The 22,869-nt window shown below is 67.6% G+C and carries 17 protein-coding genes; 1 reads left to right on the top strand and 16 read right to left on the bottom strand.

The window, feature by feature from the left end; all coding sequences use genetic code 11:
- Positions 1-5: 5 nt before the first annotated feature.
- On the bottom strand, positions 6-1,232 hold the full coding sequence (argJ, locus tag AC3WON_RS26230) for a bifunctional glutamate N-acetyltransferase/amino-acid acetyltransferase ArgJ (protein WP_492353048.1): 1,227 nt from the start codon (positions 1,230-1,232) through the stop codon (positions 6-8).
- Positions 1,233-1,395: 163 nt separating this feature from the next.
- Entirely contained in the window at positions 1,396-4,173 is a 2,778-nt protein-coding gene (gene secA, locus AC3WON_RS26225; RefSeq protein ID WP_492320376.1) for a preprotein translocase subunit SecA, read from the bottom strand.
- A gap of 295 nt (positions 4,174-4,468) precedes the next feature.
- Here secA and AC3WON_RS26220 point away from each other — a divergent pair, with 295 nt between their 5' ends.
- Positions 4,469-4,972 (top strand): hypothetical protein, encoded by a 504-nt coding sequence (locus AC3WON_RS26220; protein WP_010814761.1) that lies wholly within the window; start codon positions 4,469-4,471, stop codon positions 4,970-4,972.
- Between the two features lie 63 nt (positions 4,973-5,035).
- On the opposite strand, the gene lpxC is transcribed toward AC3WON_RS26220, so the two are convergent.
- From lpxC to AC3WON_RS26150, 14 genes are all read right to left on the bottom strand, one after another.
- Positions 5,036-5,953: a UDP-3-O-acyl-N-acetylglucosamine deacetylase gene (gene lpxC / locus AC3WON_RS26215; protein WP_340529039.1), complete on the bottom strand. Its 918-nt coding sequence runs from the start codon at positions 5,951-5,953 to the stop codon at positions 5,036-5,038.
- Positions 5,954-6,106: 153 nt separating this feature from the next.
- Positions 6,107-6,613, bottom strand: a complete 507-nt coding sequence (locus tag AC3WON_RS26210) for a peroxiredoxin (protein ID WP_492321574.1) — start codon at positions 6,611-6,613, stop codon at positions 6,107-6,109.
- Positions 6,614-7,063: 450 nt separating this feature from the next.
- Positions 7,064-8,257: a cell division protein FtsZ gene (gene ftsZ, locus AC3WON_RS26205; protein ID WP_316151592.1), complete on the bottom strand. Its 1,194-nt coding sequence runs from the start codon at positions 8,255-8,257 to the stop codon at positions 7,064-7,066.
- A gap of 178 nt (positions 8,258-8,435) precedes the next feature.
- Positions 8,436-9,668, bottom strand: coding sequence for a cell division protein FtsA (gene ftsA, locus AC3WON_RS26200; protein ID WP_010814765.1), 1,233 nt, complete (start codon positions 9,666-9,668; stop codon positions 8,436-8,438).
- Complete coding sequence (locus tag AC3WON_RS26195; protein WP_492321575.1) at positions 9,665-10,588, bottom strand: cell division protein FtsQ/DivIB; 924 nt, start codon at positions 10,586-10,588, stop codon at positions 9,665-9,667. The genes ftsA and AC3WON_RS26195 overlap by 4 nt, the downstream gene beginning before the upstream one ends.
- 27 nt (positions 10,589-10,615) lie before the next feature.
- A complete protein-coding gene (locus AC3WON_RS26190; RefSeq protein ID WP_492321576.1) occupies positions 10,616-11,599 on the bottom strand; it encodes a D-alanine--D-alanine ligase in 984 nt (327 codons plus the stop codon).
- Complete coding sequence (murC, locus tag AC3WON_RS26185; protein WP_492353047.1) at positions 11,596-13,029, bottom strand: UDP-N-acetylmuramate--L-alanine ligase; 1,434 nt, start codon at positions 13,027-13,029, stop codon at positions 11,596-11,598. The genes AC3WON_RS26190 and murC overlap by 4 nt, the downstream gene beginning before the upstream one ends.
- Before the next feature lie 22 nt (positions 13,030-13,051).
- A complete protein-coding gene (gene murG / locus AC3WON_RS26180; protein WP_492321578.1) occupies positions 13,052-14,122 on the bottom strand; it encodes an undecaprenyldiphospho-muramoylpentapeptide beta-N-acetylglucosaminyltransferase in 1,071 nt (356 codons plus the stop codon).
- On the bottom strand, positions 14,119-15,360 hold the full coding sequence (gene ftsW / locus AC3WON_RS26175) for a putative lipid II flippase FtsW (RefSeq protein ID WP_010814770.1): 1,242 nt from the start codon (positions 15,358-15,360) through the stop codon (positions 14,119-14,121). Before ftsW ends, murG begins: the two co-directional genes overlap by 4 nt.
- Entirely contained in the window at positions 15,357-16,868 is a 1,512-nt protein-coding gene (gene murD / locus AC3WON_RS26170; protein ID WP_492353046.1) for a UDP-N-acetylmuramoyl-L-alanine--D-glutamate ligase, read from the bottom strand. Before murD ends, ftsW begins: the two co-directional genes overlap by 4 nt.
- 69 nt (positions 16,869-16,937) lie before the next feature.
- Positions 16,938-18,107 carry a phospho-N-acetylmuramoyl-pentapeptide-transferase gene (gene mraY, locus AC3WON_RS26165; protein ID WP_010814772.1) on the bottom strand — a complete coding sequence of 390 codons (1,170 nt, stop codon included), beginning with the start codon at positions 18,105-18,107 and terminating at the stop codon, positions 16,938-16,940.
- Between the two features lie 13 nt (positions 18,108-18,120).
- A complete protein-coding gene (locus AC3WON_RS26160; RefSeq protein WP_492321580.1) occupies positions 18,121-19,521 on the bottom strand; it encodes a UDP-N-acetylmuramoyl-tripeptide--D-alanyl-D-alanine ligase in 1,401 nt (466 codons plus the stop codon).
- Positions 19,518-21,080 carry a UDP-N-acetylmuramoyl-L-alanyl-D-glutamate--2,6-diaminopimelate ligase gene (locus tag AC3WON_RS26155; RefSeq protein ID WP_492353053.1) on the bottom strand — a complete coding sequence of 521 codons (1,563 nt, stop codon included), beginning with the start codon at positions 21,078-21,080 and terminating at the stop codon, positions 19,518-19,520. Before AC3WON_RS26155 ends, AC3WON_RS26160 begins: the two co-directional genes overlap by 4 nt.
- Positions 21,077-22,869 (bottom strand): peptidoglycan D,D-transpeptidase FtsI family protein (locus AC3WON_RS26150; protein WP_492353045.1); only part of this gene is annotated, 1,793 nt, incomplete at its 5' end. The genes AC3WON_RS26150 and AC3WON_RS26155, both read right to left, overlap by 4 nt.

Here is a 22,869-nt window from a genome sequence, read left to right as displayed (position 1 = left end):
GGCAGTTATGAGCGGTAATCCGCGTTGATCGACACGTAGTCGTGCGACAGGTCGCAGGTCCAGACCGTCGCTTCGGCCTTGCCGCGGCCGAGCGCGATGCGCACGGTGATCTCGGCCTGCTTCATCACGCGCTGGCCGTCTTCCTCGCGGTAGTCGGGGTTGCGGCCGCCGTCGCGGGCCACCCAGACATCGTCCAGCCACAGGTTGACGCGGCCGACGTCGAGGTCATTCACGCCGGCGTAGCCGACCGCGGCCAGGATGCGGCCCAGGTTGGGGTCCGACGCATAGAACGCGGTCTTGACCAGCGGCGAGTGCGCCACCGCATAGGCGATCTGGCGGCACTCGGCGACGTCCTTGCCGCCTTCGACGCGGATGGTCATCAGCTTGGTGGCGCCTTCGCCGTCGCGCACAATCATCTGCGCCAGTTCCTGCGCCAGCGCGGTCACCGCGTCGCGCAGCGCCTCGAAGGCAGGGCCTTCGGCGCGCTCGACCACGGCGCCGGACTTGCCCGTGGCGATCAGCACGAACGAGTCGTTGGTCGAGGTATCGCCGTCGATGGTGATGCTGTTGAACGAATGGTCGGCGGCGTAGGAGACCAGCGCCTGCAGCACCGGCTGGGCCACGGCGGCGTCCATGGCGATAAAGCCGAGCATGGTCGCCATGTTCGGGCGGATCATGCCGGCGCCCTTGCTGATGCCCGACAGCGTCACGGTCTTGCCGTCGATCTGCACCGTGCGCGACGCGGCCTTGGGCTGCGTGTCGGTGGTCATGATGGCTTCGGCGGCGGCCAGCCAGTTGTCCGGCTTCGCGTTGGCGATGGCGGCGGGCAGGCCGGCCACCAGGCGGTCGACCGGCAGCGGTTCCAGGATCACGCCGGTCGAGAACGGCAGCACCTGCTCGGCGGCGATGCCCAGTTGCGCTGCCAGCGCGTCGCAGCTGGCGCGGGCATTGGCCAGGCCCGGTTCGCCGGTGCCGGCGTTGGCATTGCCGGTGTTGACCACCAGCGCGCGGATGCCCTTGCCAGCGGCCAGGTGCTCGCGGCAGACCTGCACCGGCGCGGCGCAGAAGCGGTTGCTGGTGAAGACGCCGGCCACGGTGCTGCCATCGGCCACGCGCACCACCAGCACGTCCTTGCGGTTGGCCTTGCGGATGCCCGCCTCGGCCCAGCCCAGCTCCACGCCGGCGACGGATTTCAGGTTCTCTGCCTGGGGCAGCGGAAGATTGACGGGCATGTGGACTCCTCTTTCCTGCTTGCGTTATCTGCTTGCGGCTTCTGCTCGCAACTTGCTTGTCATCAGACGAACATGCCCGCTAAGGGCGGGCATGTCGTTTCCTTTCGCGTCACTCCCCACACAGCGGGAACGACGTCATGCCGGGTACCCGGCCGGGCTCAGTTCAGCTGAGCCTGCCGTGGCACTGCTTGAACTTCTTGCCCGAGCCGCACGGGCACGGGTCATTGCGGCCGACCTTGGGCATGCCCGCCAGCGCCAGCTCGGCGGCGGCCATGGCCGCACCGGTGCGCGGCGACGGCGCTTCCTCGACCGGCTCGCGCCCTTCGGCGAACTCGTCGTGCTTGTACTGGATGTTCTCCAGGTGCGACAGGCCTTCCTCGATCTCTTCCGAAGCCTGCTCCAGCTCTTCCGGCGACTGGATCTGCACGTTGAAGGTCACGCGCGTGACTTCGTTCTTGATCAGGTCCAGCAGGCGCGCGAACAGCTCGAACGACTCGCGCTTGTATTCCTGCTTGGGATCCTTCTGCGCATAGCCGCGCAGGTGGATGCCCTGGCGCAGGTGGTCCAGCGCGGCCAGGTGCTCGCGCCAGTGCGTATCGATGCTCTGCAGCATGACCGAGCGCTCGAAGCCGGCGAACGACTCGCGGCCGACCATCGCGACCTTGCCGTCGTAGCGCTCCGCGGCCGCCTTCATGATCAGGTTGAGCAGCTCTTCGTCCTCGATGCTCTGCGCGCCCTCGATGGTCTGCGCCAGCGGCACTTCCAGGCCCCAGTCCTCGCGCAGGCGCGTTTCCAGGCCGGCGATGTTCCACTGCTCTTCCATGGTGTCGGCCGGCACGTGGTCGCGGAACAGCTCAACCAGCACGCTCTCGCGCAGGTTGGTCACCATGTCGCCGACATCCTGGGCTTCCAGCACGTCGTTGCGCAGCTTGTAGATTTCCTTGCGCTGGTCGTTGGCGACGTCGTCGTACTGCAGCAGCTGCTTGCGGATGTCGAAGTTGCGGCCTTCGACCTTGCGCTGCGCCGATTCGATCGAGCGCGTGACGATGCCGGCTTCGATCGGCTCGCCCTCGGGCATCTTCAGGCGCTCCATGATGGCGCGCACGCGGTCGCCGGCGAAGATGCGCAGCAGCTGGTCGTCCAGCGACAGGTAGAAGCGCGACGAACCCGGGTCGCCCTGGCGGCCGGCACGGCCGCGCAGCTGGTTGTCGATACGGCGCGACTCATGGCGCTCGGTGCCGACGATATGCAGGCCGCCGGCTGCCTTGACCTGCTCGTGCAGCGAATGCCACTCATCCTCGAGCTGCTTGATGCGCGCGGCCTTCTCGGCGTCGGACAGGTTCGGGTCCGCCTCGATAAAGCCGGATTGCTTCTCCACATTGCCGCCCAGCACGATGTCGGTACCGCGGCCGGCCATGTTGGTGGCAATGGTGATCATCTTGGGGCGGCCGGCCTGGGCCACGATCTCGGCTTCGCGCGCGTGCTGCTTGGCATTGAGCACCTGGTGCGGCAGTTGCTCGCGATCGAGCAGTCCCGACAGGTATTCCGAGGTCTCGATCGAGGTGGTGCCCACCAGCACCGGCTGGCCACGCTCGTAGCAGTCGCGGATATCGCGCACCACGGCGTCGTAGCGCTCCTTGCCGGTCTTGTAGATCTGGTCCTGCTGGTCCTTGCGCTGGGCCGGGCGGTTGGTCGGGATCACCACCACTTCCAGGCCGTAGATCTCCTGGAACTCATACGCTTCGGTGTCAGCCGTGCCGGTCATGCCGGCCAGCTTGTTGTACATGCGGAAGTAGTTCTGGAAGGTGATCGTCGCCAGCGTCTGGTTCTCTTGCTGGACGGTGACGCCTTCCTTGGCCTCCACGGCCTGGTGCAGGCCGTCGGACCAGCGGCGGCCGGTCATCAGGCGGCCGGTGAACTCGTCGACGATCACGACTTCGTCGTTCTGCACCACATAGTGCTGGTCGCGATGGAACAGGCTGTGCGCGCGCAGGGCGGCGTACAGGTGGTGCATCAGCGTGATGTTCTGCGGCGCGTAGAGCGACTCGCCCTCGCCGATCAGGCCTTGCTGCGACAGGATCTCTTCGGCCTTCTCGTGGCCGGCTTCGGTCAGGTAGACCTGGTGGCCCTTCTCGTCGACGTAGTAGTCGCCCGGCTTCTCGACGCCGGTGCCGTCGGCCTTCTCTTCACCGATCTGGCGCTCGAGCAGCTTGGGGATGCCGTTCATGCGCTGGTACAGGTCGGTCTGGTTCTCGGCCTGGCCGGAGATGATCAGCGGGGTGCGGGCCTCGTCGATCAGGATCGAGTCCACTTCATCGACGATGGCGTAGTTGAGCGGGCGTTGCACGCGCTGCGACGGGTCGTAGACCATGTTGTCGCGCAGGTAGTCGAAGCCGAACTCGTTATTGGTGCCGTAGGTGATGTCCGAGTTGTACGCCGCCTGCTTGGCATCGTGCGGCATCTGCGACAGGTTCACGCCCACCGACAGGCCCAGGAAGTTGTACAGCCGGCCCATCCACTCGGCATCGCGCTGCGCCAGGTAGTCGTTGACGGTGACCACGTGCACGCCCTGGCCGGTGATGGCATTCAGGTACACGGCCAGCGTCGCGGTCAGCGTCTTGCCTTCGCCGGTGCGCATTTCGGCGATCTTGTTGTCGTTCAGCACCATGCCGCCGATCAGCTGCACGTCGAAGTGGCGCATCTTCATGACACGCTTGCTGGCCTCGCGGCAGACGGCGAAGGCCTCGGGCAGCAGCGCCTCGAGCGATTCGCCGCCGGCGTGGCGCTGCCGGAAGGTCTCCGTCATGCCGCGCAGTTCGTCGTCCGAGAGCTGCTCGAACTTCGGCTCCAGCGCATTGATCTGCGCCACCGTGCGGCGATATTGTTTGATCAGCCGCTCATTGCGGCTGCCGAAGACTTTCTTGAGAAGGCCGGTGATCATCGATTGCTTTCACCTGCGCGGAACCGGGTGGCACCCCAGGGATGCGGGCTGCTCCGGCGGCCGGGCGAGGAATGGATAGATTGGCGCAAAACGCCGAGTTTATCATGTGCCGGGGTCACGGCCGGAACGCGCCTGGCCCCATCCCGCAAGGGCAGGCAAGCCTGCCGAATGTTGACCACGCGTGTCGTGCTCATGATTGCCCGCGCGCCCCGTCAGCCACAGTTTGGGGCGGCCGCCGCAGCTTCAATCCGCAGTCGGGCAAGGCGGCCCCCGCGCCCCTTGCTAGAATGCATGCATGCGCCGCTTCACCCATCACGCCCTGCAGACCCCCGCCGCCAAGCCGCTCAACGACTGGCTGGCCAAGGCCGGCCCGGTTTCGACGCTGATGCAGACCGCGCGCCAGCTGTCGGTGCTTGAGGCCGAGGTGCTGGCACTGCTGCCCGCCGGCATGCGCGACGGCCTGGCCGTGGCCGGCGTCAAGCGTGACGCCACCGACCCGAACGCCCAGGTGCTGCTGTTGCTGGCCGCGCACGGCGCCGCCGCTGCCCGCGTGCGCCAGGTGGTGCCGACGCTGCTGGCACGGCTGCAGCAGCGCGGCTCGCACATCACCGCGATCCGGGTGCGGGTGCAGCCGGAGGTGTCGCGCCACGCGGACTGGGAAGTGGAGCCCGTGCAACGCCAGCGCACCGGCGGCCGCATGACGCCCACGGGACTCGCCAACCTCGACCAGCTGGCGCGCAGCCTGCCGGATTCGCCGCTGCGCGACGCGCTCAATACGCTGCTCGCCCATCACCGCTAGCCCGGTGCCGAACACAAAAAAGCCGACCCTCGGGTCGGCTTTTTTGGCGCCAGTTCGCCAGGATCAGGCAAACGCCGGCTGCGCCTGCGGCAGGAACGCGGCCGGGGCTTCCTCGACGCGGTCGAAGGTGACCAGCTCGTACGCTTCCTGGTCGGCCAGCAGCGCGCGCAGCAGCTGGTTGTTCAGGCCGTGGCCCGACTTGTTCGCCACATAGGCGCCGATCAGCGGATGGCCCACCACATACAGGTCGCCGATCGCATCCAGGATCTTGTGGCGCACGAACTCGTCGCCGTAGCGCAGCTCTTCATTGTTGAGCATGCGGTGCTCGTCCAGCACGATCGCGTTGTCCAGGCTGCCGCCGCGCGCCAGGCCCATCTCGCGCAGGGCTTCCACCTCGTGCGCAAAGCCGAAGGTGCGGGCGCGGGCAATCTCGCGCACGTAGCTGGTGTCGGCAAAGTCGATCGAGAAGGTCTGACCGGTCTTGTCGACCGCCGGGTGGCGGAAGTCGATGGTGAACGACAGCTTGAAGCCGAAGAACGGCTCCAGCCGCGCCAGCTTGTCGCCCTCGCGCACTTCCACCGCTTTCTTGACGCGGATAAAGGTCTTCAGCGCGTTCTGCTCTTCAATGCCGGCCGACTGCAGCAGGAACACGAAGGACGCGGCGCTGCCGTCCATGATCGGGATTTCCTCGGCGTCGACATCGACATAGAGGTTGTCAATGCCCAGGCCCGCACAGGCCGACATCAGGTGCTCGACGGTCGAAACGCGCGCGCCATCCTTCTGCAGCACCGATGCCAGGCGCGTGTCGCCGATGGCCGACGCGGCCACGGGAATCTCGACGGCCTCGGGCAGGTCGACGCGGGTAAAGACGATGCCGGTGTCCGCCGGCGCGGGACGCAGGGTCAACGTGACCTTGCGTCCCGAGTGCAGGCCGATGCCAACGGTCTTTACCAGGGATTTGATGGTGCGCTGCTTGAGCATGACAGCCTCAACTATTATAAAAATCTATCGGGCGGCTTTTCTGATTAAGGGATTTTACCACCACCTCAGGGGCGCTGCAGCCGGGTTTTGTTTCCGGCTGTTAACACCGCCTTAACAAGTTGCGTATTAGCCACGTCTACCCGGATGACTGTGTCAGCCACGCAACGCCGCCAGCACTGCCTCGGCGCTGCTGACGCGGAATTCGCCCGGTGCCTCGACGTCGAGCCGGGTGACGACGCCGTCGTCGATCACCATCGCGTAGCGCTTGGAGCGCACGCCCATGCCGCGCGCGCCCAGGTCCTGGTCCAGGCCCAACGCGCGGGTCCACTCGGCGCTGCCGTCGGCCATCATGCGCACCGTGCCGCCAGTCTGCTGCTCACGGCCCCAGGCGCCCATCACGAAGGCGTCGTTGACCGACACGCACCAGACCTCGTCGATGCCGGCCTCGCGCAGCGCCGCGGCGTGCTGCACAAAGCCCGGCACATGCTTGGCCGAGCAGGTCGGCGTGAAAGCGCCGGGCAGGCCGAACACCACGATCTTGCGGCCGCGGACCAGGTCCGCCACCTTGAAGGCATTGGGGCCGAGCGCACAGCCGTTGCCTTCGGTTTCGAAGAATTCCTGCAGCGTGGCGTCGGGGACGCGGGAACCGACAGTGATCATGGGTCGTGGTCCTCCTGGGTTTTCTGAAGAATAGTCCGGATGCCGGGGCGCAGACGCCCGCACTCAGGCAGACGGGCAATCTCAAGATCATAGGCGCCTTGCCCGCATTGCCAAAGCCGGGTCACATCCGGTGACATCCGGCGCGGATCCGATACACCTTGCTACAAAGACGTCCGCGCGGCGCACCTCTTGGGTGCGCCGCGCGGACGCTGATACATCCCGACCGGGAAGGCGGGAAACCAGTCCGGGGAGGCGGCCAGCGGCACGCCCGTCCCGGCAACGGGATGCGGGTGAAGCCCAGTCCGGCGCAGGCGCGGCGCCGCCAGCAGCCCGGCGGTTCACGTCAATCCATGCAAGGCACGCGCGGATGGGGAGCGCACGTGCATCGCGACAAGGCGACGCGTTCCGTCAGGCGGCCGGTGGAGGCACCGATGCCGCGCCAGGCAGGGCTCAGTCTGCCTGCTTGCGCAGGAAGGCCGGGATGTCGTACGTATCCACACCCTTTTCCTGCAGCGCCGCCACGTGGGCCGACGCCGACTCACGCGAGCTGCGCCACACTGCCGGCGTATCCAGGTTGCTGTAGTCCGGCGAGCTGTGCGTGGCCGCGGCGGCGGTCATGTTGGCCATCATCTGCACCGGCATGTTGTCCGTGCCGGTCTTGAGCAGGGTCATCGGCTGTTGCTTCTTGGCCGAGCGGCCCAGGCCCGTGGCCACCACCGTCACGCGCAGCGCATCGCTCATCGAGTCGTCGTACACCGTACCGAAGATCACGGTCGCATCTTCCGCGGCGTAGCTGCGGATGGTGTTCATGACTTCCTTGGTTTCCGACAGCTTCAGCGAACGGCTGGCGGTGATGTTGACCAGCACGCCGCGCGCGCCGGACAGGTCAACGCCTTCCAGCAGCGGGCTGGCAACGGCCTGCTCGGCCGCCAGGCGGGCGCGGTCCACGCCCGACACGGTGGCCGTCCCCATCATGGCCTTGCCCTGCTCGCCCATCACCGTCTTCACGTCTTCGAAGTCGACGTTCACCAGGCCGTCAACGTTGATGATCTCGGCAATGCCGGCCACCGCGTTGTGCAGCACGTCGTCGGCGCACTGGAAGCACTTGTCCATCTCGGCGTCGTCGCCCATCACTTCGAACAGCTTCTCGTTGAGCACCACGATCAGCGAGTCGACGCTCGATTCCAGCTCGCTGGAACCGTGTTCGGCCACCTTGGCGCGGCGCGCGCCTTCGAAGTCGAACGGCTTGCTGACCACGCCCACGGTCAGGATGCCCATCTCCTTGGCCACTTGCGCGACGATCGGCGCGGCGCCCGTGCCGGTGCCGCCGCCCATGCCGGCAGTGATGAAGACCATGTGCGCACCGCGCAGCGCGTCGGCAATCTGCTCGCGGGCCTGATCGGCGCAACCGCGACCGACTTCCGGCTTGGCACCGGCGCCCAGGCCCGTATTGCCGAGTTGAAGCACGCGCGAAGCGGTGGAACGCTTGAGCGCCTGGGCGTCGGTATTCATGCAGATGAATTCGACGCCTTGGACGCCGCGGCTGATCATGTGCTGCACGGCATTGCCGCCCGCGCCGCCCACGCCGACCACCTTGATGATGGTGCCGTCCATCACTTCCGTTTCGATCATGTCAAAGTCCATCACTGCCTCCGAGAAGAATCAGTCCCCAGACGATGCAGCCTCCCCGCCGCAACCCCTGGTTTCTGAACAAGAAACCAATAAAAAGAAAACCAGAAAACTTCCATGGCACGCAGGCCTGTCCGGTAGACCGCCCTGCCCGTGCGCCGTTGCATCGTCAGCGCGTCAATTTCCGCATTGATCAGAAATTGCCGACAAACCATTCCTTCATGCGGGTCCACACCTGCTTGACCGAGCCGCTCTGCACGGCCACCTTGCGCCCGCGCATGCGTTGCACGCGGCCTTCCAGCAGCAGGCCCATCACAGTCGCGTAGCGCGGGCTCTTCACCACCTCGTGCAGGTTGCCGCGATACTCCGGTACGCCCACGCGCACAGGCTTGAGGAAGATGTCCTCGCCCAGCTCGACCATGCCCGGCATCATCGCGGTACCACCGGTGATGACCACGCCGGACGACAACAGTTCTTCATAGCCCGACTCGCGCACCACCTGGTGCACCAGCGAGTACAGCTCTTCGATGCGCGGCTCGATCACCGCGGCCAGTGCCTGGCGGCTGAGCGTGCGCGTGCCGCGGTCGCCCACGCCGGGCACCTCGATCATGTCGTCCGGGTCGGCGATCGCCTGCTTGGCGATGCCGTACTGGATCTTGATGTCCTCGGCATCGGGCGTCGGCGTGCGCAACGCCATGGCGATGTCGTTGGTGATCTGGTCGCCGGCGATGGGGATCACGGCCGTATGGCGGATCGCGCCTTCGCTGAAGATGGCGATGTCGGTGGTGCCGCCGCCAATGTCGACCAGCACCACGCCCAGTTCCTTCTCGTCCTCGGTCAGCACCGCCAGGCTGGAGGCCAGCGGCTGCAGGATCAGGTCGTGCACTTCCAGGCCGCAGCGGCGCACGCACTTGACGATGTTCTGCGCGGCGCTGACCGCGCCGGTGACGATATGCACCTTCACTTCCAGGCGGATGCCGCTCATGCCGATGGGCTCGCGCACGTCCTCCTGGCCGTCGATGATGAATTCCTGCGTCAGGATGTGCAGGATCTGCTGGTCGGTCGGGATATTGACCGCCTTGGCGGTCTCGATCACGCGCGCCACATCGGTCTGCGTGACCTCCTTGTCCTTGATCGCCACCATGCCGCTGGAGTTGAAGCTGCGGATGTGGCTGCCGGCAATGCCGGTGAAGACCTCCGAAATCTTGCAGTCGGCCATCAGCTCGGCCTCTTCCAGCGCCTTCTGGATCGACTGCACGGTGGCCTCGATATTGACCACGACCCCTTTCTTCAGACCCTTGGACTCTGACTGGCCCATCCCGATCACCTCGTAGCTGCCGTCGGGGCGCAGTTCTGCGACCACCGCCGCCACCTTCGAGGTGCCGATATCCAGACCGACCAACAGGTCCTTGTATTCCTTGCTCATCGGGTTTTCTCCGCGTTCTTGCTCTTCAGTCGCGTCGGATTGTTGTTGGAAGTACCTGAAACCGCTGCTGCCGCCGGCGCCGGCTTGGCCGCCTTCGCTGCTTTCGCCGCCTTCTCCGCCTTCTCCGCCCTGACCGCCGCTGCGATCTGCGCCTCGGTCAGGAAGCGGGCATTGGCAGCGCGGATGGCAAAGCCGTTGGGATAGCGCAAGTCGGCATACTCGATCTGGCTGCCCCATTGCTGGGTGACCTGCGGCCAGGCCGCGACGAAGCGCCGGACCCGCTGGTCCATCGCCACGCGATCCTCATCGTTCTGCTCGCGGCCCAGTTCGACCTCCATGCCGTTGGACAGCTTCGCGCGCCAGGCATAGCGGCCAGACAGGGCCACCGCCAGCGGCTCGGCCTTGAGCGGCTTGAACCACTGGCGCATGACCTCGAGCTTCTCGATCACATCGCCCTCGCTGTCCGGCGGCCCGTCCAGCGCCAGCAGCTGTGCGTCTTCTTCCGCCTCGGCGGTGTTGGCGACAAAAACCTCGCCATAGGTATTGATCAGGCGCCCGCTGTCGGGCGTGCCCCAGGTGCCCAGCGCCTCGTGTTCCTCGACCTCGACCGCCAGGCCGTTGGGCCACTCGCGCCGCACGCTGGCGCGCCGGACCCAGGGCACCGACTCGAACGCCTGCCGGGCCGCGTTCAGGTCCAGCGTGAAGAAATTGCCGGTCAGCTTGCCCAGCGCGCTGGCACGCACGCTGGGCGCGTTCACGTGGCGCAGGGCGCCGCCGTCCAGCGGGCCGATCTCCACATGGGTGATGGCGAACACCGGCCGCTGCGCCAGCCACAGCAGGCCTGCCGCGAGCGCCATCAGCACCACCAGCGCGTACAGCGCGGAGGCGATCAGGTTGAGCAGGCGTGCGTTATGCCACATGGTCCGGTACGGTCCTGTTCGGTTGCGTTATTCGGGTTTCCAATGCTCGTTGGGATGCAGGTCCAGCGTGGCCGCGGCCACCACCTGCATCACGAAGTCCTCGTAGCTGATGCCAACCGCGCGCGCCGCCATCGGCACCAGCGAATGGCCGGTCATGCCGGGCGAGGTATTCATCTCGAGCAGGAAAGGCTTGCCGTCGGCGCGCAGCATCAGGTCGGCGCGCGCCCAGCCGCGGCAGCCCAGCACGCGGTAGGACTGCACCGCCAGTGCCCGGACCTCGCGTTCGACTTCTGGGTCCAGGCCCGACGGGCACAAGTATTGGGTATCGTCAGTAAAGTACTTATTTTGATAGTCGTAGTTGGCTTCGGGCGCGACGATGCGGATCACCGGCAGCGCTTCGGCGCTGTCGCCCTCGCCCACGATCGGGCAGGTCAGCTCGGCGCCGTCGATAAAGGTCTCGGCAATGACGTCGTTGTCCAGCGCCGCGGCCTTGTCGAAGGCCGCGCGCATCTGGTCGGCGGCAGTGACCTTGGTCAGGCCGATCGACGAACCCTCGCGCGCCGGCTTGACGATCAGCGGCAGGCCCAGGTCGGCCGCCACGGCATCAAAATCAGTGTCCGCATGCAGCATGGCAAAGCGCGGCGTGGCCAGGTCATAGGTCATCCACAAGCGCTTGGTGGCCTGCTTGTCCATGGCCATGGCTGATGCCAGCACGCCGCTGCCGGTGTACGGCACGCCCAGCTGCTCGAGCAGGCCCTGGATCGTGCCATCCTCGCCATAGCGGCCATGCAGCGCGATAAAGACGCGGTCAAAGCCGGCAGCGGCCAGCTCGGCCACGCTCTGCAGGCCCGGGTCGAAGCCGTGCGCGTCCACGCCGCGCGACTGCAGCGCGGCCAGCACGCCGTTGCCCGACATCAGCGAGATCTCGCGTTCGGCCGAGCGTCCACCCAGCAGCACGCCGACCTTGCCCAGCGACTTGGGATCGATATTGGGATGGGCGACGAAGCTCATGCCTGGCCTCCCTGCGTTGATTGCGTCGATTGCTGGTGCGACACCAGCTGCCCCGGCACGGCCCCGATCGAGCCCGCGCCCATCGTCACGACCACATCGCCCGGCCGGACGGCATCCAGGATGGCCTGCGGCATTTCTTCCATCTGCTCCACGAAAACAGGTTCGACCTTGCCGGCCACGCGCAGCGCGCGGGTCAGCGCACGGCCGTCGGCGGCCACGATCGGGGCTTCGCCGGCGGCGTAGACCTCGGCCAGCAGCAGGGCATCGACGGTGCCCAGCACTTTGACGAAGTCCTCAAAGCAATCCCGCGTACGGGTAAAGCGGTGCGGCTGGAACGCCAGCACCAGGCGGCGCCCCGGGAACGCGCCGCGCGCGGCGGCCAGCGTGGCCGCCATCTCCACCGGGTGGTGGCCGTAGTCGTCCACCAGGGTGAAGGTGCCGGCGCCATCGGGCGTGGCCACCTCGCCGTAGCGCTGGAAGCGGCGGCCCACACCGTGGAACTCGCGCAGTGCCTTGACGATGGCGGCATCGGGCACCTCCAGCTCGGTGGCGATGGCGATCGCCGCCAGCGCGTTCTGCACGTTGTGCAGGCCGGGCAGGTTCAGCACGATCTCCAGCGGCGGCTCGGCATGGCCGTCGAGCTGGCGCAGCACGGTGAAGTGCATCTGGCCGTCGACCGCGCGCGCGTCCACGGCGCGGATCTGGGCATCCTCGGCAAAGCCGTAGCGCACCACCGGCTTGGACACGAACGGCAGGATCTCGCGCACGTTGGGGTCATCCACGCACAGCACCGCGATGCCGTAGAACGGCAGCCGCTGGGTGAATTCGATGAACGCCTGCTTGAGCCGGGCAAAGTCATGCCCGTAGGTGTCCATGTGATCGGCATCGATATTGGTAATGACCTCGATCACCGGGAACAGGTTCAGGAACGATGCGTCCGACTCGTCGGCCTCGGCCACGATGAAGTCGCCGGTGCCCAGGCGCGCGTTGGCGCCGGCCGAATTCAGGCGGCCGCCGATGACGAAGGTCGGGTCCAGCCCGCCTTCGGCCAGCACCGAGGCCACCAGGCTGGTGGTGGTGGTCTTGCCGTGCGTGCCGGCAATGGCCACGCCCTGCTTCAGGCGCATCAGTTCGGCCAGCATCACCGCGCGCGGCACCACCGGGATGCGCTTGCTGCGGGCGGCCAGCACTTCGGGGTTGTCGCCGCTGACGGCGGTCGAAACCACCACCGCGTTGGCGCCGGTCACGTTGGCCGCGTCATGCCCGTGCATGACCGTGGCGCCCAGCGAAGCCAGGCGCCGCGTGGCGGCATTGTTGCCCACGTCCGAGCCCGAGACCTTGTATCCCAGGTTCAGCAGAACCTCGGCGATGCCGCTCATGCCGGCGCCGCCGATGCCCACGAAGTGGATGTTCTTGACGATATGCTTCATTCGATTGCTGCTTATATAGGCTTCAGTCCCTGGCCAGCTGACTGCAGATCTCGGCGACGCGCCGGGTTGCCTCAGGTTTGGCCAGTCCGCGCGCCAGGCGCGCCATGTCTTTCAGCTGCGGCCGGGTCAGGCTGGCGATGGTTTGCGCCAGCCCCTCGGCCGTCAGGTCTTTCTGCTGCACCAGCAGGGCCGCTCCCTGCTTCGACAAAAATTCCGCGTTGGTGGTCTGGTGGTCGTCCACCGCATGCGGGAACGGCACGAACATCGCCGCCACGCCTGCGGCAGCCACTTCCGACACCGTCATCGCGCCGGCGCGGCAGATCACCAGGTCCGCATCGGCGTAAGCGCGCGCCATGTCGTCGATAAACGGCAGGGTCTGCGCGGGCACCTGCGCGGCCGCGTAGTTGGTGCGCAGCGTGTCGATCTGCTTCGCGCCCGCCTGATGCGTGACCACCGGGCGCTCGCCCTCGGGCAGCCGCGCGATGGCCTTGGGCACCACCTCGTTCAGTGCCGCGGCGCCCAGGCTGCCGCCCACCACCAGGATGCGCAGCGGGCCGCTGCGCTGGTCATAGCGCGCTTCGGGCGCATCCAGGTGCGCCAGTTCCTCGCGCACCGGGTTGCCGGTCCATTCGCCGCCGGGCAGCGTGTCCGGGAACGCGCACAGCACGCGGTCGGCCACCTTGGCCAGCACCTTGTTGGCCAGTCCGGCGATCGAGTTCTGCTCGTGCAGCACCAGCGGGCGCCCCAGCAGCGACGCCATCATGCCGGCCGGGAAGGTGATATAGCCGCCCATGCCCAGCACCACGCTCGGGCGCACCCGGCGCAGCGCGGCTATGCTCTGCCAGAACGCGCGCAGCAGGTTCAGCGGCAGCAGGAACTTGGTCACCAGGCCCTTGCCGCGCAGCCCGCCGAACTGGATGAACTCCATCGGGATGTCGTGCTTGGGCACCAGCGTGGCCTCCATGCCGGTGCGGTTGCCCAGCCAGACCACTTTCCAGCCCTGCTCACGCAGCGCCTGCGCGACCGCCAGCCCCGGGAACACATGTCCCCCGGTGCCGCCGGCCATCACGAGCAAGGTGCGCGGTCCGGTCATACCTTCCCTCCGCGCATCAATACTCGATTTTCATAATCAATGCGCAGCAGGATCGCCAGCGCCACGCAGTTCATCAAGATCCCCGAGCCGCCATAGCTCACCAGCGGCAGCGTCAGCCCCTTGGTCGGCAGCAGGCCCAGGTTCACGCCCATATTGATAAAGGTCTGCCAGCCGATCCACACGCCGATGCCTTTGGCCACCAGGCCGGCAAAGGTGCGGTCCAGCTGCAGCGCGGTGCGGCCGATATTGAAGGCGCGCCGCACCAGCCAGTAGAACAGCACGATCACCACCAGCACGCCGACAAAGCCAAATTCCTCGCCGATCACCGCGAGGATGAAGTCGGTATGGGCCTCGGGCAGGTAGTGCAGCTTCTCGATGCTGCCGCCCAGCCCCACCCCGGTCCATTCGCCGCGGCCGAAGGCGATCAGCGAGTGCGTGAGCTGGTAGGCCTTGCCCAGTGCGTTGCTCTCTTCCCACGGGTTCAGGTAGGCGAAGATCCGCTCGCGCCGCCAGGGCGAAGCCGTGATCAGCAGCGCGAACGCGCCTATTGCCACGCCCACCAGCCCGGCGAACAGCTTGCCGTTGATGCCGCCCAGGAACAGGATGCCCATCGCCACCGCGGCGATCACCAGGAACGCGCCCATGTCGGGCTCGAGCAGCAGCAGCATGCCCACCACCACCACCGCCACGCCCATCGGCAAAAAGCCCTTGGACACGGTCTGCATCCACTCCTGCTTGCGCACGGTGTAGTTGGCCGCGTACAGCACCACCGCCAGCTTCATCAGCTCGGACGGCTGGAAGTTCATCACCCCCAGCGGAATCCAGCGCCGCGCGCCGTTCACGCCCTTGCCGACGAACGGCACCAGCACGATCACCAGCAGGATCAGCGCGAAGATAAAGAGCTTGGGCGCATAGCGGTCCCACACCTTGACCGGGACCTGGAACGACGCCAGCCCGACCGACAGCCCGATCCCAAGCGCGAACGCATGGCGCATCAGGAAGTGGCTCTCGCGGTAGTTGGCGTAGCGCGGCGAGTCCGGCAGCGCGATCGAGGCCGAATAGACCATCACCAGGCCGAGCGCGAGCAGCACGATCGACACCCACAGCATGGGCTGGTCGTACTCCATCATGCGCGAGCGGGTCGGCTTGACGCCCGACACGGCGTCGCGCAGGCCACCCCAGGCATTGCCGATGGTGGCGCCGATAAAGCCGCTGCGCTTGACCTGTGCTTCGCTCATGGCAGGATCCCCCGGGACAGCGCCAGTTCTTCCACCGCGCCGCGGAACACCTCGGCGCGATGCACGTAGTTGCGGAACATGTCGAGGCTGGCGCACGCCGGCGACAGCAGCACCACATCGCCGTTCTCGGCCAGTCGGGCAGCCTTGGTCACGGCCTCTTCCAGCGTGCCGGCGTCGACCAGGCTGGCACCGCTGCCCTGCAATGCATCGCGCAGTTCACCCGCGGCACGGCCGATCAGCACCACCGCGCGCGCGTACTGCGCCACCGGCGCGGCCAGCGGCGAGAAATCCTGGCCCTTGCCTTCGCCGCCGGCGATCAGCACCACGCGCTTGTCCAGCCCAGACAGCGCAGCCACGGTGGCGCCCACGTTGGTGCCCTTGCTGTCGTCGAAATACTCGACATCGTCGATGGTCGCGACCCACTCCACGCGGTGCGGCTCGCCGCGGTATTCGCGCAGGCCGTGCAGCAGTGCGTTCATCGGCAGGTCGATGGCGCGGCACAGCGCCAGCGCGGCCATCGCATTGGTGGCGTTGTGCATGCCGCGGATATGCAGCGCGTCGGCCGGCATCAGGCGCTTGTGGCGCACCGGCACGGCTTCCTGGACCACCTCGGCGGCCTTGCGGCGGCGCGGCTTGCCCTCCCCTTCCGCTTCCGGATCCGGTTCGGCCAGCACCAGCCAGGGCATGCCGCCCTCGCGCAGGATGCCGAAGCTGCCCGGCGTTTCCGGCAGGTCGGTGCCGAAGGTCAGCGGCGTGCGCCCGGGCCGTGCCATGTCCATGGTCAGGCGGTCGTTGCGGTTGAGCACCTGCACGCATTCGCTGCCGGCCGGCCCGAAGATGCGCGCCTTGGACGCGGCATAGGCTTCCATCGAGCCATGCCAGTCCAGGTGGTCCTGGGTGACGTTGAGCACAGTCGCCGCGGCGGGCGCCAGCGTGTGCGTGGTTTCCAGCTGGAAGCTGGACAGCTCAAGCACCCACACCTCCGGCAGCGATGCCGAGGCGATGCAGGCCGACAGCTTGTCCAGCGCCGACGGGCTGATATTGCCCGCCACTGCCACGCTCTTGCCGGCGCGCTCCACCAGCCGGCCGGTCAGCGCGGTGGTGGTGGTCTTGCCGTTGGTGCCGGTGATCGCCAGGATCTTCGGCACGTAGCCGGACTCGGCTTCCAGGTGGCGCAGCGCGCGCACGAACAGCTCGATCTCGCCCCACACCGGGATGCCGCGCGCCTGCGCCGCGGCCAGCAGCGCGCCAGTGGCGGCTTCCAGCGGCGACAGGCCCGGGCTGATCGCCACCAGGCCGATGCCGTCGAGCAGGCTGTCGGCGAACGGGCCGCCGACGAATTCGGCCGAAGTCAGCTCGGCCTGCAGGAAGACAAGGTTGGCGGGCGCCTCGCGCGTGTCTGCCACGCGCACCGCGCAGCCGTTCAGGCCACACCAGCGCGCCATGGCCAGGCCCGACTCACCAAGGCCCAGTACCAGCACATGAGGTTTTTGCAGCTCGCCAAACACTTCGATTTCCTGCCTTTGTTTTCCTGTATCTATATAGAAAGCGCCGTCAGTCCCTGACCCGCGCAACCATTAACGCAACTTCAGCGTCGACAACCCGATCAGCACCAGCAGCATGGTGATGATCCAGAAGCGCACCGTGACCTGGGTTTCCTTCCAGCCGCCCAGCTCGAAATGGTGGTGCAGCGGCGCCATCCGGAATAGCCGCCTGCCTTCGCCATAGCGGCGCTTGGTGATCTTGAACCACGTCACCTGCGCCATCACCGACAGTGTTTCCACCACGAAGATACCGCCCATTACGAACAGCACGATCTCCTGGCGCACGATCACCGCCACCGTGCCGAGCGCGCCGCCCAGCGCCAGCGCGCCCACGTCGCCCATGAAAACCTGCGCCGGGTGCGCGTTGAACCAGAGGAAGGCCAGCCCCGCGCCGGCCAATGCCGAGCAGAAGATCAGCAGTTCGCCCGCGCCCGGGATATGCGGGAACAGCAGGTACTTGCTGTAGACCGAGTTGCCCATCACGTACGCAAACACGCCCAGCCCGCCGCCAACCAGCACCACCGGCATGATCACCAGGCCGTCCAGGCCGTCGGTCAGGTTGACGGCGTTGCTCGAGCCCACGATCACCAGGTAGGTCAGCACGATGAAGCCGGCCACGCCCAGCGGGTAGCTGATCTCCTTGAAGAAGGGCACGATCAGGTTGGACTTGTACGGCATGTCCAGCGACAGCCCGCCCTCGACCCAGTTCAGGAACAGCTCCCACACCCGCACGTTGCTGCTTTCCGATACCGAAAACGCCAGGTAGACCGCGGCCACAAGGCCGATCAGCGTCTGCCAGAAAAATTTCTCGCGGCTCGACATGCCGCGCGGGTCGCGATACACCACCTTGCGGTAGTCGTCGACCCAGCCGATCGCGCCGTAGCCGAAGGTGACCAGCATCACCACCCAGATAAAACGGTTGCCCCAGTCGCACCACAGCAGCGTCGACACCGCGATCGAGACCAGCACCAGCACGCCGCCCATGGTCGGCGTGCCGGCCTTGACCAGGTGGGTCTGCGGGCCGATGGTGCGCACCGCCTGGCCGACCTTCAGCTCGGTCAGCTTGCGGATCACCCACGGACCGAACGCCAGCCCGATCAGAAGCGCGGTGAGGTTGGCCATCACCGCGCGGAAAGTCAGATAGTTGACGACCCGGAGGAAGCTGTAGTCGTTTTGCAGCCACTGGGCCAGAGCCAATAACATCGTGTTGTCTTATTTAATGTGCGGAAGTGTCTGCGACCAGCGCCGCGACCATCCGTTCCATGCGCATGAAGCGCGATCCCTTCACCAGCACGGCGCCCACTTGCGCCACCATGCCCCTGCTGTCTTCCTCCAGCGCCTTTGCCAGGGCTTCCGCGGTGCCGAAATGCCGGCCACCCGCGCCGAATGCCTGCACCGCATGCACGGCCAGTTCACCGGTCGCCCACAGCGTGCCAATGCCGCGCGCCTTGGCGTAGGCACCGATCTCTTGGTGGAATGCGGGGCCCTGGTCGCCCACTTCGCCCATGTCGCCCAGCACCAGCACACGCGGCGCGGCAAAGCCGGCCAGCACGTCGATGGCGGCGCGCATGGAGTCGGGGTTGGCGTTGTATGTGTCGTCGATGACTACCGTCCCACCCGGCGTGTACTTGACCTGCAGCCGGCCCTTGACCGCCTGGAACCCGGCCAGGCCCCGCTGGATCGCCGGCACGTGCACCCCCGCGGCCAGCGCGCAGGCGATGGCCGCCAGCGCGTTGCGCACGTTGTGCTCACCCAGCAGCGCCAGGCGCACGTCGAAGGCATGGCCAGGCGCGCGTACCTGCATCACCTGTGCGCCGTCGACCAGCGTCACGGTGGCGTGCACATCGGCGCGCTGCGAGGTGCCGAACGACAGCGCGCGGCGCGCGCCCGCGGCATTGCGCCACACCGGCGCGTAGGCGCCGCCGCTTTCCGCGTCGAGCGGGTACACCGCCACGCCGTTGGCAGGCAGCGCCGCAATCGCGGCAGCGTGCTCGTGGGCGACGGCTTCCACACTGACCATGAACTCCTGGTGCTCGCGCTGCGCGTTGGTGATCACCGCCACGGTGGGCTGGGCGATGCCGGCCAGGTAGACCGTCTCGCCCGGATGGTTCATGCCGAGCTCCAGCACCGCCAGCTTGTGCGTGGCGCGCAGGCGCAGCGCCGTCAGCGGCAGGCCGATATCGTTGTTCAGATTGCCGCCGGTGGCCAGGCGCTGCTCCTCGCCTACCGCCGCGGCGAAGATGGCCGCGATCATTTCCTTGACCGTGGTCTTGCCGTTGCTGCCGGTCACCGCCACCGCCGGCAGCGTGAACTGGCGGCGCCAGCCGGCGCCAAGCTCGCCCAGCGCAAGGCGCGTGTCCGGCGCGACGATGGCCGGCACGCCGGCATCGACCTCGCGGCTGACCAGCACGGCGACAGCGCCGCGCGCCACCACGTCGGCGATGAAATCATGCGCGTCGAAGCGCTCGCCCTTGAGGGCGATGAACAGGTCGCCGGGCTCGACGCTGCGGCTGTCGCTATGCACGCGCGAAAACTCCACGGCGCCGTCGCCGCAAACGCGCGCGCCGGCGATCCAGCCGGCGGCTTGCTGCAAGGTGGTCATTGGGGTCTGGCTCATGCCGATACTCCACGGGTGGCAAGCGCCAGTCGTACATGTTCGCGATCGGAGAACGGGCGCTTGCGCCCCTGGATCTCCTGGGTGGCCTCATGGCCCTTGCCCGCCACCAGCACCACGTCGGCCGGTGCCGCGTGCCTGACGGCATAGAGGATGGCGGCGGCGCGGTCTTCGATCTGGCGCGCGCGCGCGCGCTCGGCCATGCCGTCGGCAATGGCGTCCAGGATGTCCTGTGGGTCTTCGCTGCGCGGGTTGTCGCTGGTCAGGATGACCTCGTCGGCCTCGCGCTCGGCCACCGCGCCCATCAGCGGGCGCTTGATCGGGTCGCGGTCGCCACCGCAGCCGAACACGCACCACAGGCGGCCGTTGCGCGCCTGCGCCACCGGGCGCAGCGCGGCCAGCGTCTGTGCCAGCGCGTCCGGGGTATGGGCGTAGTCGACCACGGCCAGCGGCGCATCCGGGCCGCCGGCGGCACCGAACAACTCCATGCGCCCTTCGACCGGCGTCAGCGCGCGCAGCGCGGCGATGGCCGCGTCCCACGCCACGCCGTTGGCGAGCGCCGCACCCAGCACCGCCAGCAGGTTGCTGACGTTGAAGGCGCCGATCATCGGCGTGGCCATCTCGGCGCTGCCGAAGCTGCCGTCGATATGGAAGGCGGTGCCGGTGGGCGTGGCGCGCACCTTGGTGGCGCGCAGCCACTCGCCGCGCGGGCGGCGCACCGTGGCCGCGCCGGGGCCGTCGATGCCGTATTCGATCACGTGCGGCGCGCCGATGGCGGCGGCGTCCGCCGCCAGCAGGCGCTGGCCCATGGCGTCGTCGCGGTTGACCACCGCTGCGCGCAGGCCGTCCCAGCGGAACAGGCTCACCTTGGCGGCCTCGTACTCGGCCATCGAGCCGTGGTAGTCGAGGTGGTCCTGGGTCAGGTTAGTCAGCACCGCCACCGAGAAATGCGTGCCGGCCACGCGCTCCTGCTCCAGGCCGTGCGAGGACACCTCCATCGCCACTGCGCGCGCGCCGGCGTCGTGCAGGGACGCCAGGCTGGCCTGCAGCTGCACCGCGTCGGGCGTGGTGAAGCCGGTAGCCTGCAGCGCGCCCGGGAAGCCGGAGCCCAGCGTGCCGATGGTCGCGCAGGGCGTGCCGGCGGCCTGCAGCACCCGTGCCAGCCACTGGCTGCACGAGGTCTTGCCGTTGGTGCCGGTGATGCCGGTCACGGCCAGGCCGCGCACCGGGTTGCCATGCCAGCCGGCGGCGATCGGGCCAGCCAGCTGGTGCAGGCGGCTCACCGCGAGATGCGGCACGACGTCGCCGAAGGGCCAGTCGAAGCCGTCGGCCTCATAGACGATGGCCCCCGCGCCGGCGGCGATCGCTTGGGCGATATAGGGCCGGCCATCGGTGGCCAGGCGCGCGTTGCCGAGCACGTAGGCGAAGAACACATCGCCACGCGCCAGGCGCCGGGTATCTCCGGTCAACTGCGCGGCGGCGGCCACGTTGGTACGCAGCCAGGCCAGCGCGTTGCTGGCCTGGGCGGTGACCTCGAGCGGGAGCAGTGGCTTGGCCGTCATTGGGTCGAGCTCCACGGTTCGCTCTCCTGCACCTTGTCGCTGACCACCAGCTGGCGGATCGGCGAGTCGGGCTGCACATTCAGTGCGCGCAGCGTGCCGCCGGTGATGGCCGCGAACGCCGGGCCGGCCACCAGGCCGCCGTAGTGGCTGCCCGCGGTGGGTTCGTCCACGCTGACGGCCACGATGATGCGCGGATTCGACATCGGCGCCAGGCCGATGAACGAGGCGCGGTACTTGCTGCGGTTGTAGCCGCGGCCTTCATGCTTGTAGGCGGTACCGGTCTTGCCGCCGACGCGGTAGCCCATCACCTGCGCCTCGGGGGCGGTGCCGCCGGGAGCGGTCACGGTCTCCATCATGGCGCGCACGTCGCGCGCCACCTGGGGCGACAGGATGCGCTCGCCGGTGGCGGGGCCGCTGGTGCGGAACATCGACACCGGGATCAGCTCGCCGTCATGCGCGAAGATGGTGTAGGCATGCGCCATCTGGAACAGCGACACCGACAGGCCGTAGCCGTATGACATGGTGGCCTGCTCGATCGGGCGCCAGCTCTTGAACGGGCGCACGCGGCCGGCCACGGCGCCGGGGAAGCCGATCTTGGGCGCCTGGCCGAGGCCGATGCTGGTGTACATGTCCCACATCTCCTGCGGCTTCATCATCATCGCGATCTTGGTCGTGCCGATGTTGCTCGACTTCTGGATCACGCCGCTCACCGTCAGCGCCCCGTAGTTGTGGGTATCGCTGATGGTGGCGCCTTCGAAGTTGTACTTGCCGGTGGTGGTGATCACCGTGGACGGCGTCACGCGCTTGAGCTGCAGCGCCAGGCCGACCGTGATCGGCTTCATCATCGAGCCGGGCTCGAAGGTGTCGGTCAGCACACGGTTGCGCAGCTGCTCGCCGGACAGCCGGGTACGGTCGTTGGGGTTGTAGGTGGGCCAGTTGGCCAGCGCCAGCACTTCGCCGGTCTGGGCGTCGAGCACCACCGCGCTGGCGGCCTTGGCCTTGTGCTTTTCGACCACGGCCTTGAGCTCGTTGTAGGCCAGGTACTGGATCTTGGCGTCGATCGACAGCTGGATGTCCTCGCCGTCGCGCGGGGTCTTCAGCACGCCGACGTCCTCGACCACGCGGCCCAGGCGGTCCTTGATCACCTGGCGCGCGCCGGCCCGGCCGGCCAGGCCTGGCTCGCGCGCCAGCTCCACGCCTTCCTGGCCGCGGTCTTCCACGTTGGTGAAGCCGACGATGTGGGCCATCGCCTCGCCTTCCGGGTAGAAGCGCTTGTATTCGCGGGTCTGGTGGATGCCCTCGATCTTCAGCGCGGCGATCTTGTCGGCGACGTCAGGCAGCACCTGGCGCTTCAGGTAGACGAAGCCCTTGTCCTCGGACAGCTTCTTGCCCAGGTCTTTCTCGGACATGCCGAGCAACTTCGCCAGCTGGCGGATCTTGGCGGCCTCGACCTGGTTGGGCACGTCCTCGGGCACCGCCCAGACGGCCTTGACCGGCAGGCTGGTGGCCAGCACCAGGCCGTTGCGGTCCAGGATCTTGCCGCGCGTGGCCGGCAGCTCCAGCGTGCGCTGGAAGCGCTTCTTGCCCTCGGCCTCGTAGAACTGGTTGCCGGGGCCCTGGATCCAGGCCGCGCGCAGGGCCAGCGCGCCGAAGGCGGCGAACATCAGGAACACCACCAGCTTGGAGCGCCACATCGGCAGGCGCAGGCCCAGCACCGGGCTGGCCGAGAACTGGCCGCTGCGTGGGCGCGAGGCGGTGCCGTTGCGGTCACGGCGGGGCGGGTTGGGAC

The sequence above is a fragment of the Cupriavidus sp. FW305-46 genome (genome assembly GCF_058787075.1).
The sequence above is the reverse complement of the archived record's forward strand: the minus strand, read 5'-3'. Positions and strand labels throughout refer to the sequence as shown.

Excerpts from the sequence above, each read along its gene's own strand:
- murG (WP_492321578.1), bottom strand. The coding sequence starts at position 14,122 with ATGACCGGACCGCGCACCTTGCTCGTGATGGCCGGCGGCACCGGGGGA.
- AC3WON_RS26210 (WP_492321574.1), bottom strand. The coding sequence starts at position 6,613 with ATGATCACTGTCGGTTCCCGCGTCCCCGACGCCACGCTGCAGGAATTC.
- secA (WP_492320376.1), bottom strand. The coding sequence starts at position 4,173 with ATGATCACCGGCCTTCTCAAGAAAGTCTTCGGCAGCCGCAATGAGCGG.
- murC (WP_492353047.1), bottom strand. The coding sequence starts at position 13,029 with ATGAAGCATATCGTCAAGAACATCCACTTCGTGGGCATCGGCGGCGCC.
- AC3WON_RS26190 (WP_492321576.1), bottom strand. The coding sequence starts at position 11,599 with ATGAGCTTCGTCGCCCATCCCAATATCGATCCCAAGTCGCTGGGCAAG.
- mraY (WP_010814772.1), bottom strand. The coding sequence starts at position 18,107 with ATGTTATTGGCTCTGGCCCAGTGGCTGCAAAACGACTACAGCTTCCTC.
- lpxC (WP_340529039.1), bottom strand. The coding sequence starts at position 5,953 with ATGCTCAAGCAGCGCACCATCAAATCCCTGGTAAAGACCGTTGGCATC.
- ftsA (WP_010814765.1), bottom strand. The coding sequence starts at position 9,668 with ATGAGCAAGGAATACAAGGACCTGTTGGTCGGTCTGGATATCGGCACC.
- ftsW (WP_010814770.1), bottom strand. The coding sequence starts at position 15,360 with ATGAGCGAAGCACAGGTCAAGCGCAGCGGCTTTATCGGCGCCACCATC.
- AC3WON_RS26195 (WP_492321575.1), bottom strand. The coding sequence starts at position 10,588 with ATGTGGCATAACGCACGCCTGCTCAACCTGATCGCCTCCGCGCTGTAC.
- AC3WON_RS26220 (WP_010814761.1), top strand. The coding sequence starts at position 4,469 with ATGCGCCGCTTCACCCATCACGCCCTGCAGACCCCCGCCGCCAAGCCG.
- AC3WON_RS26155 (WP_492353053.1), bottom strand. The coding sequence starts at position 21,080 with ATGACGGCCAAGCCACTGCTCCCGCTCGAGGTCACCGCCCAGGCCAGC.
- argJ (WP_492353048.1), bottom strand. The coding sequence starts at position 1,232 with ATGCCCGTCAATCTTCCGCTGCCCCAGGCAGAGAACCTGAAATCCGTC.
- AC3WON_RS26160 (WP_492321580.1), bottom strand. The coding sequence starts at position 19,521 with ATGAGCCAGACCCCAATGACCACCTTGCAGCAAGCCGCCGGCTGGATC.
- ftsZ (WP_316151592.1), bottom strand. The coding sequence starts at position 8,257 with ATGGACTTTGACATGATCGAAACGGAAGTGATGGACGGCACCATCATC.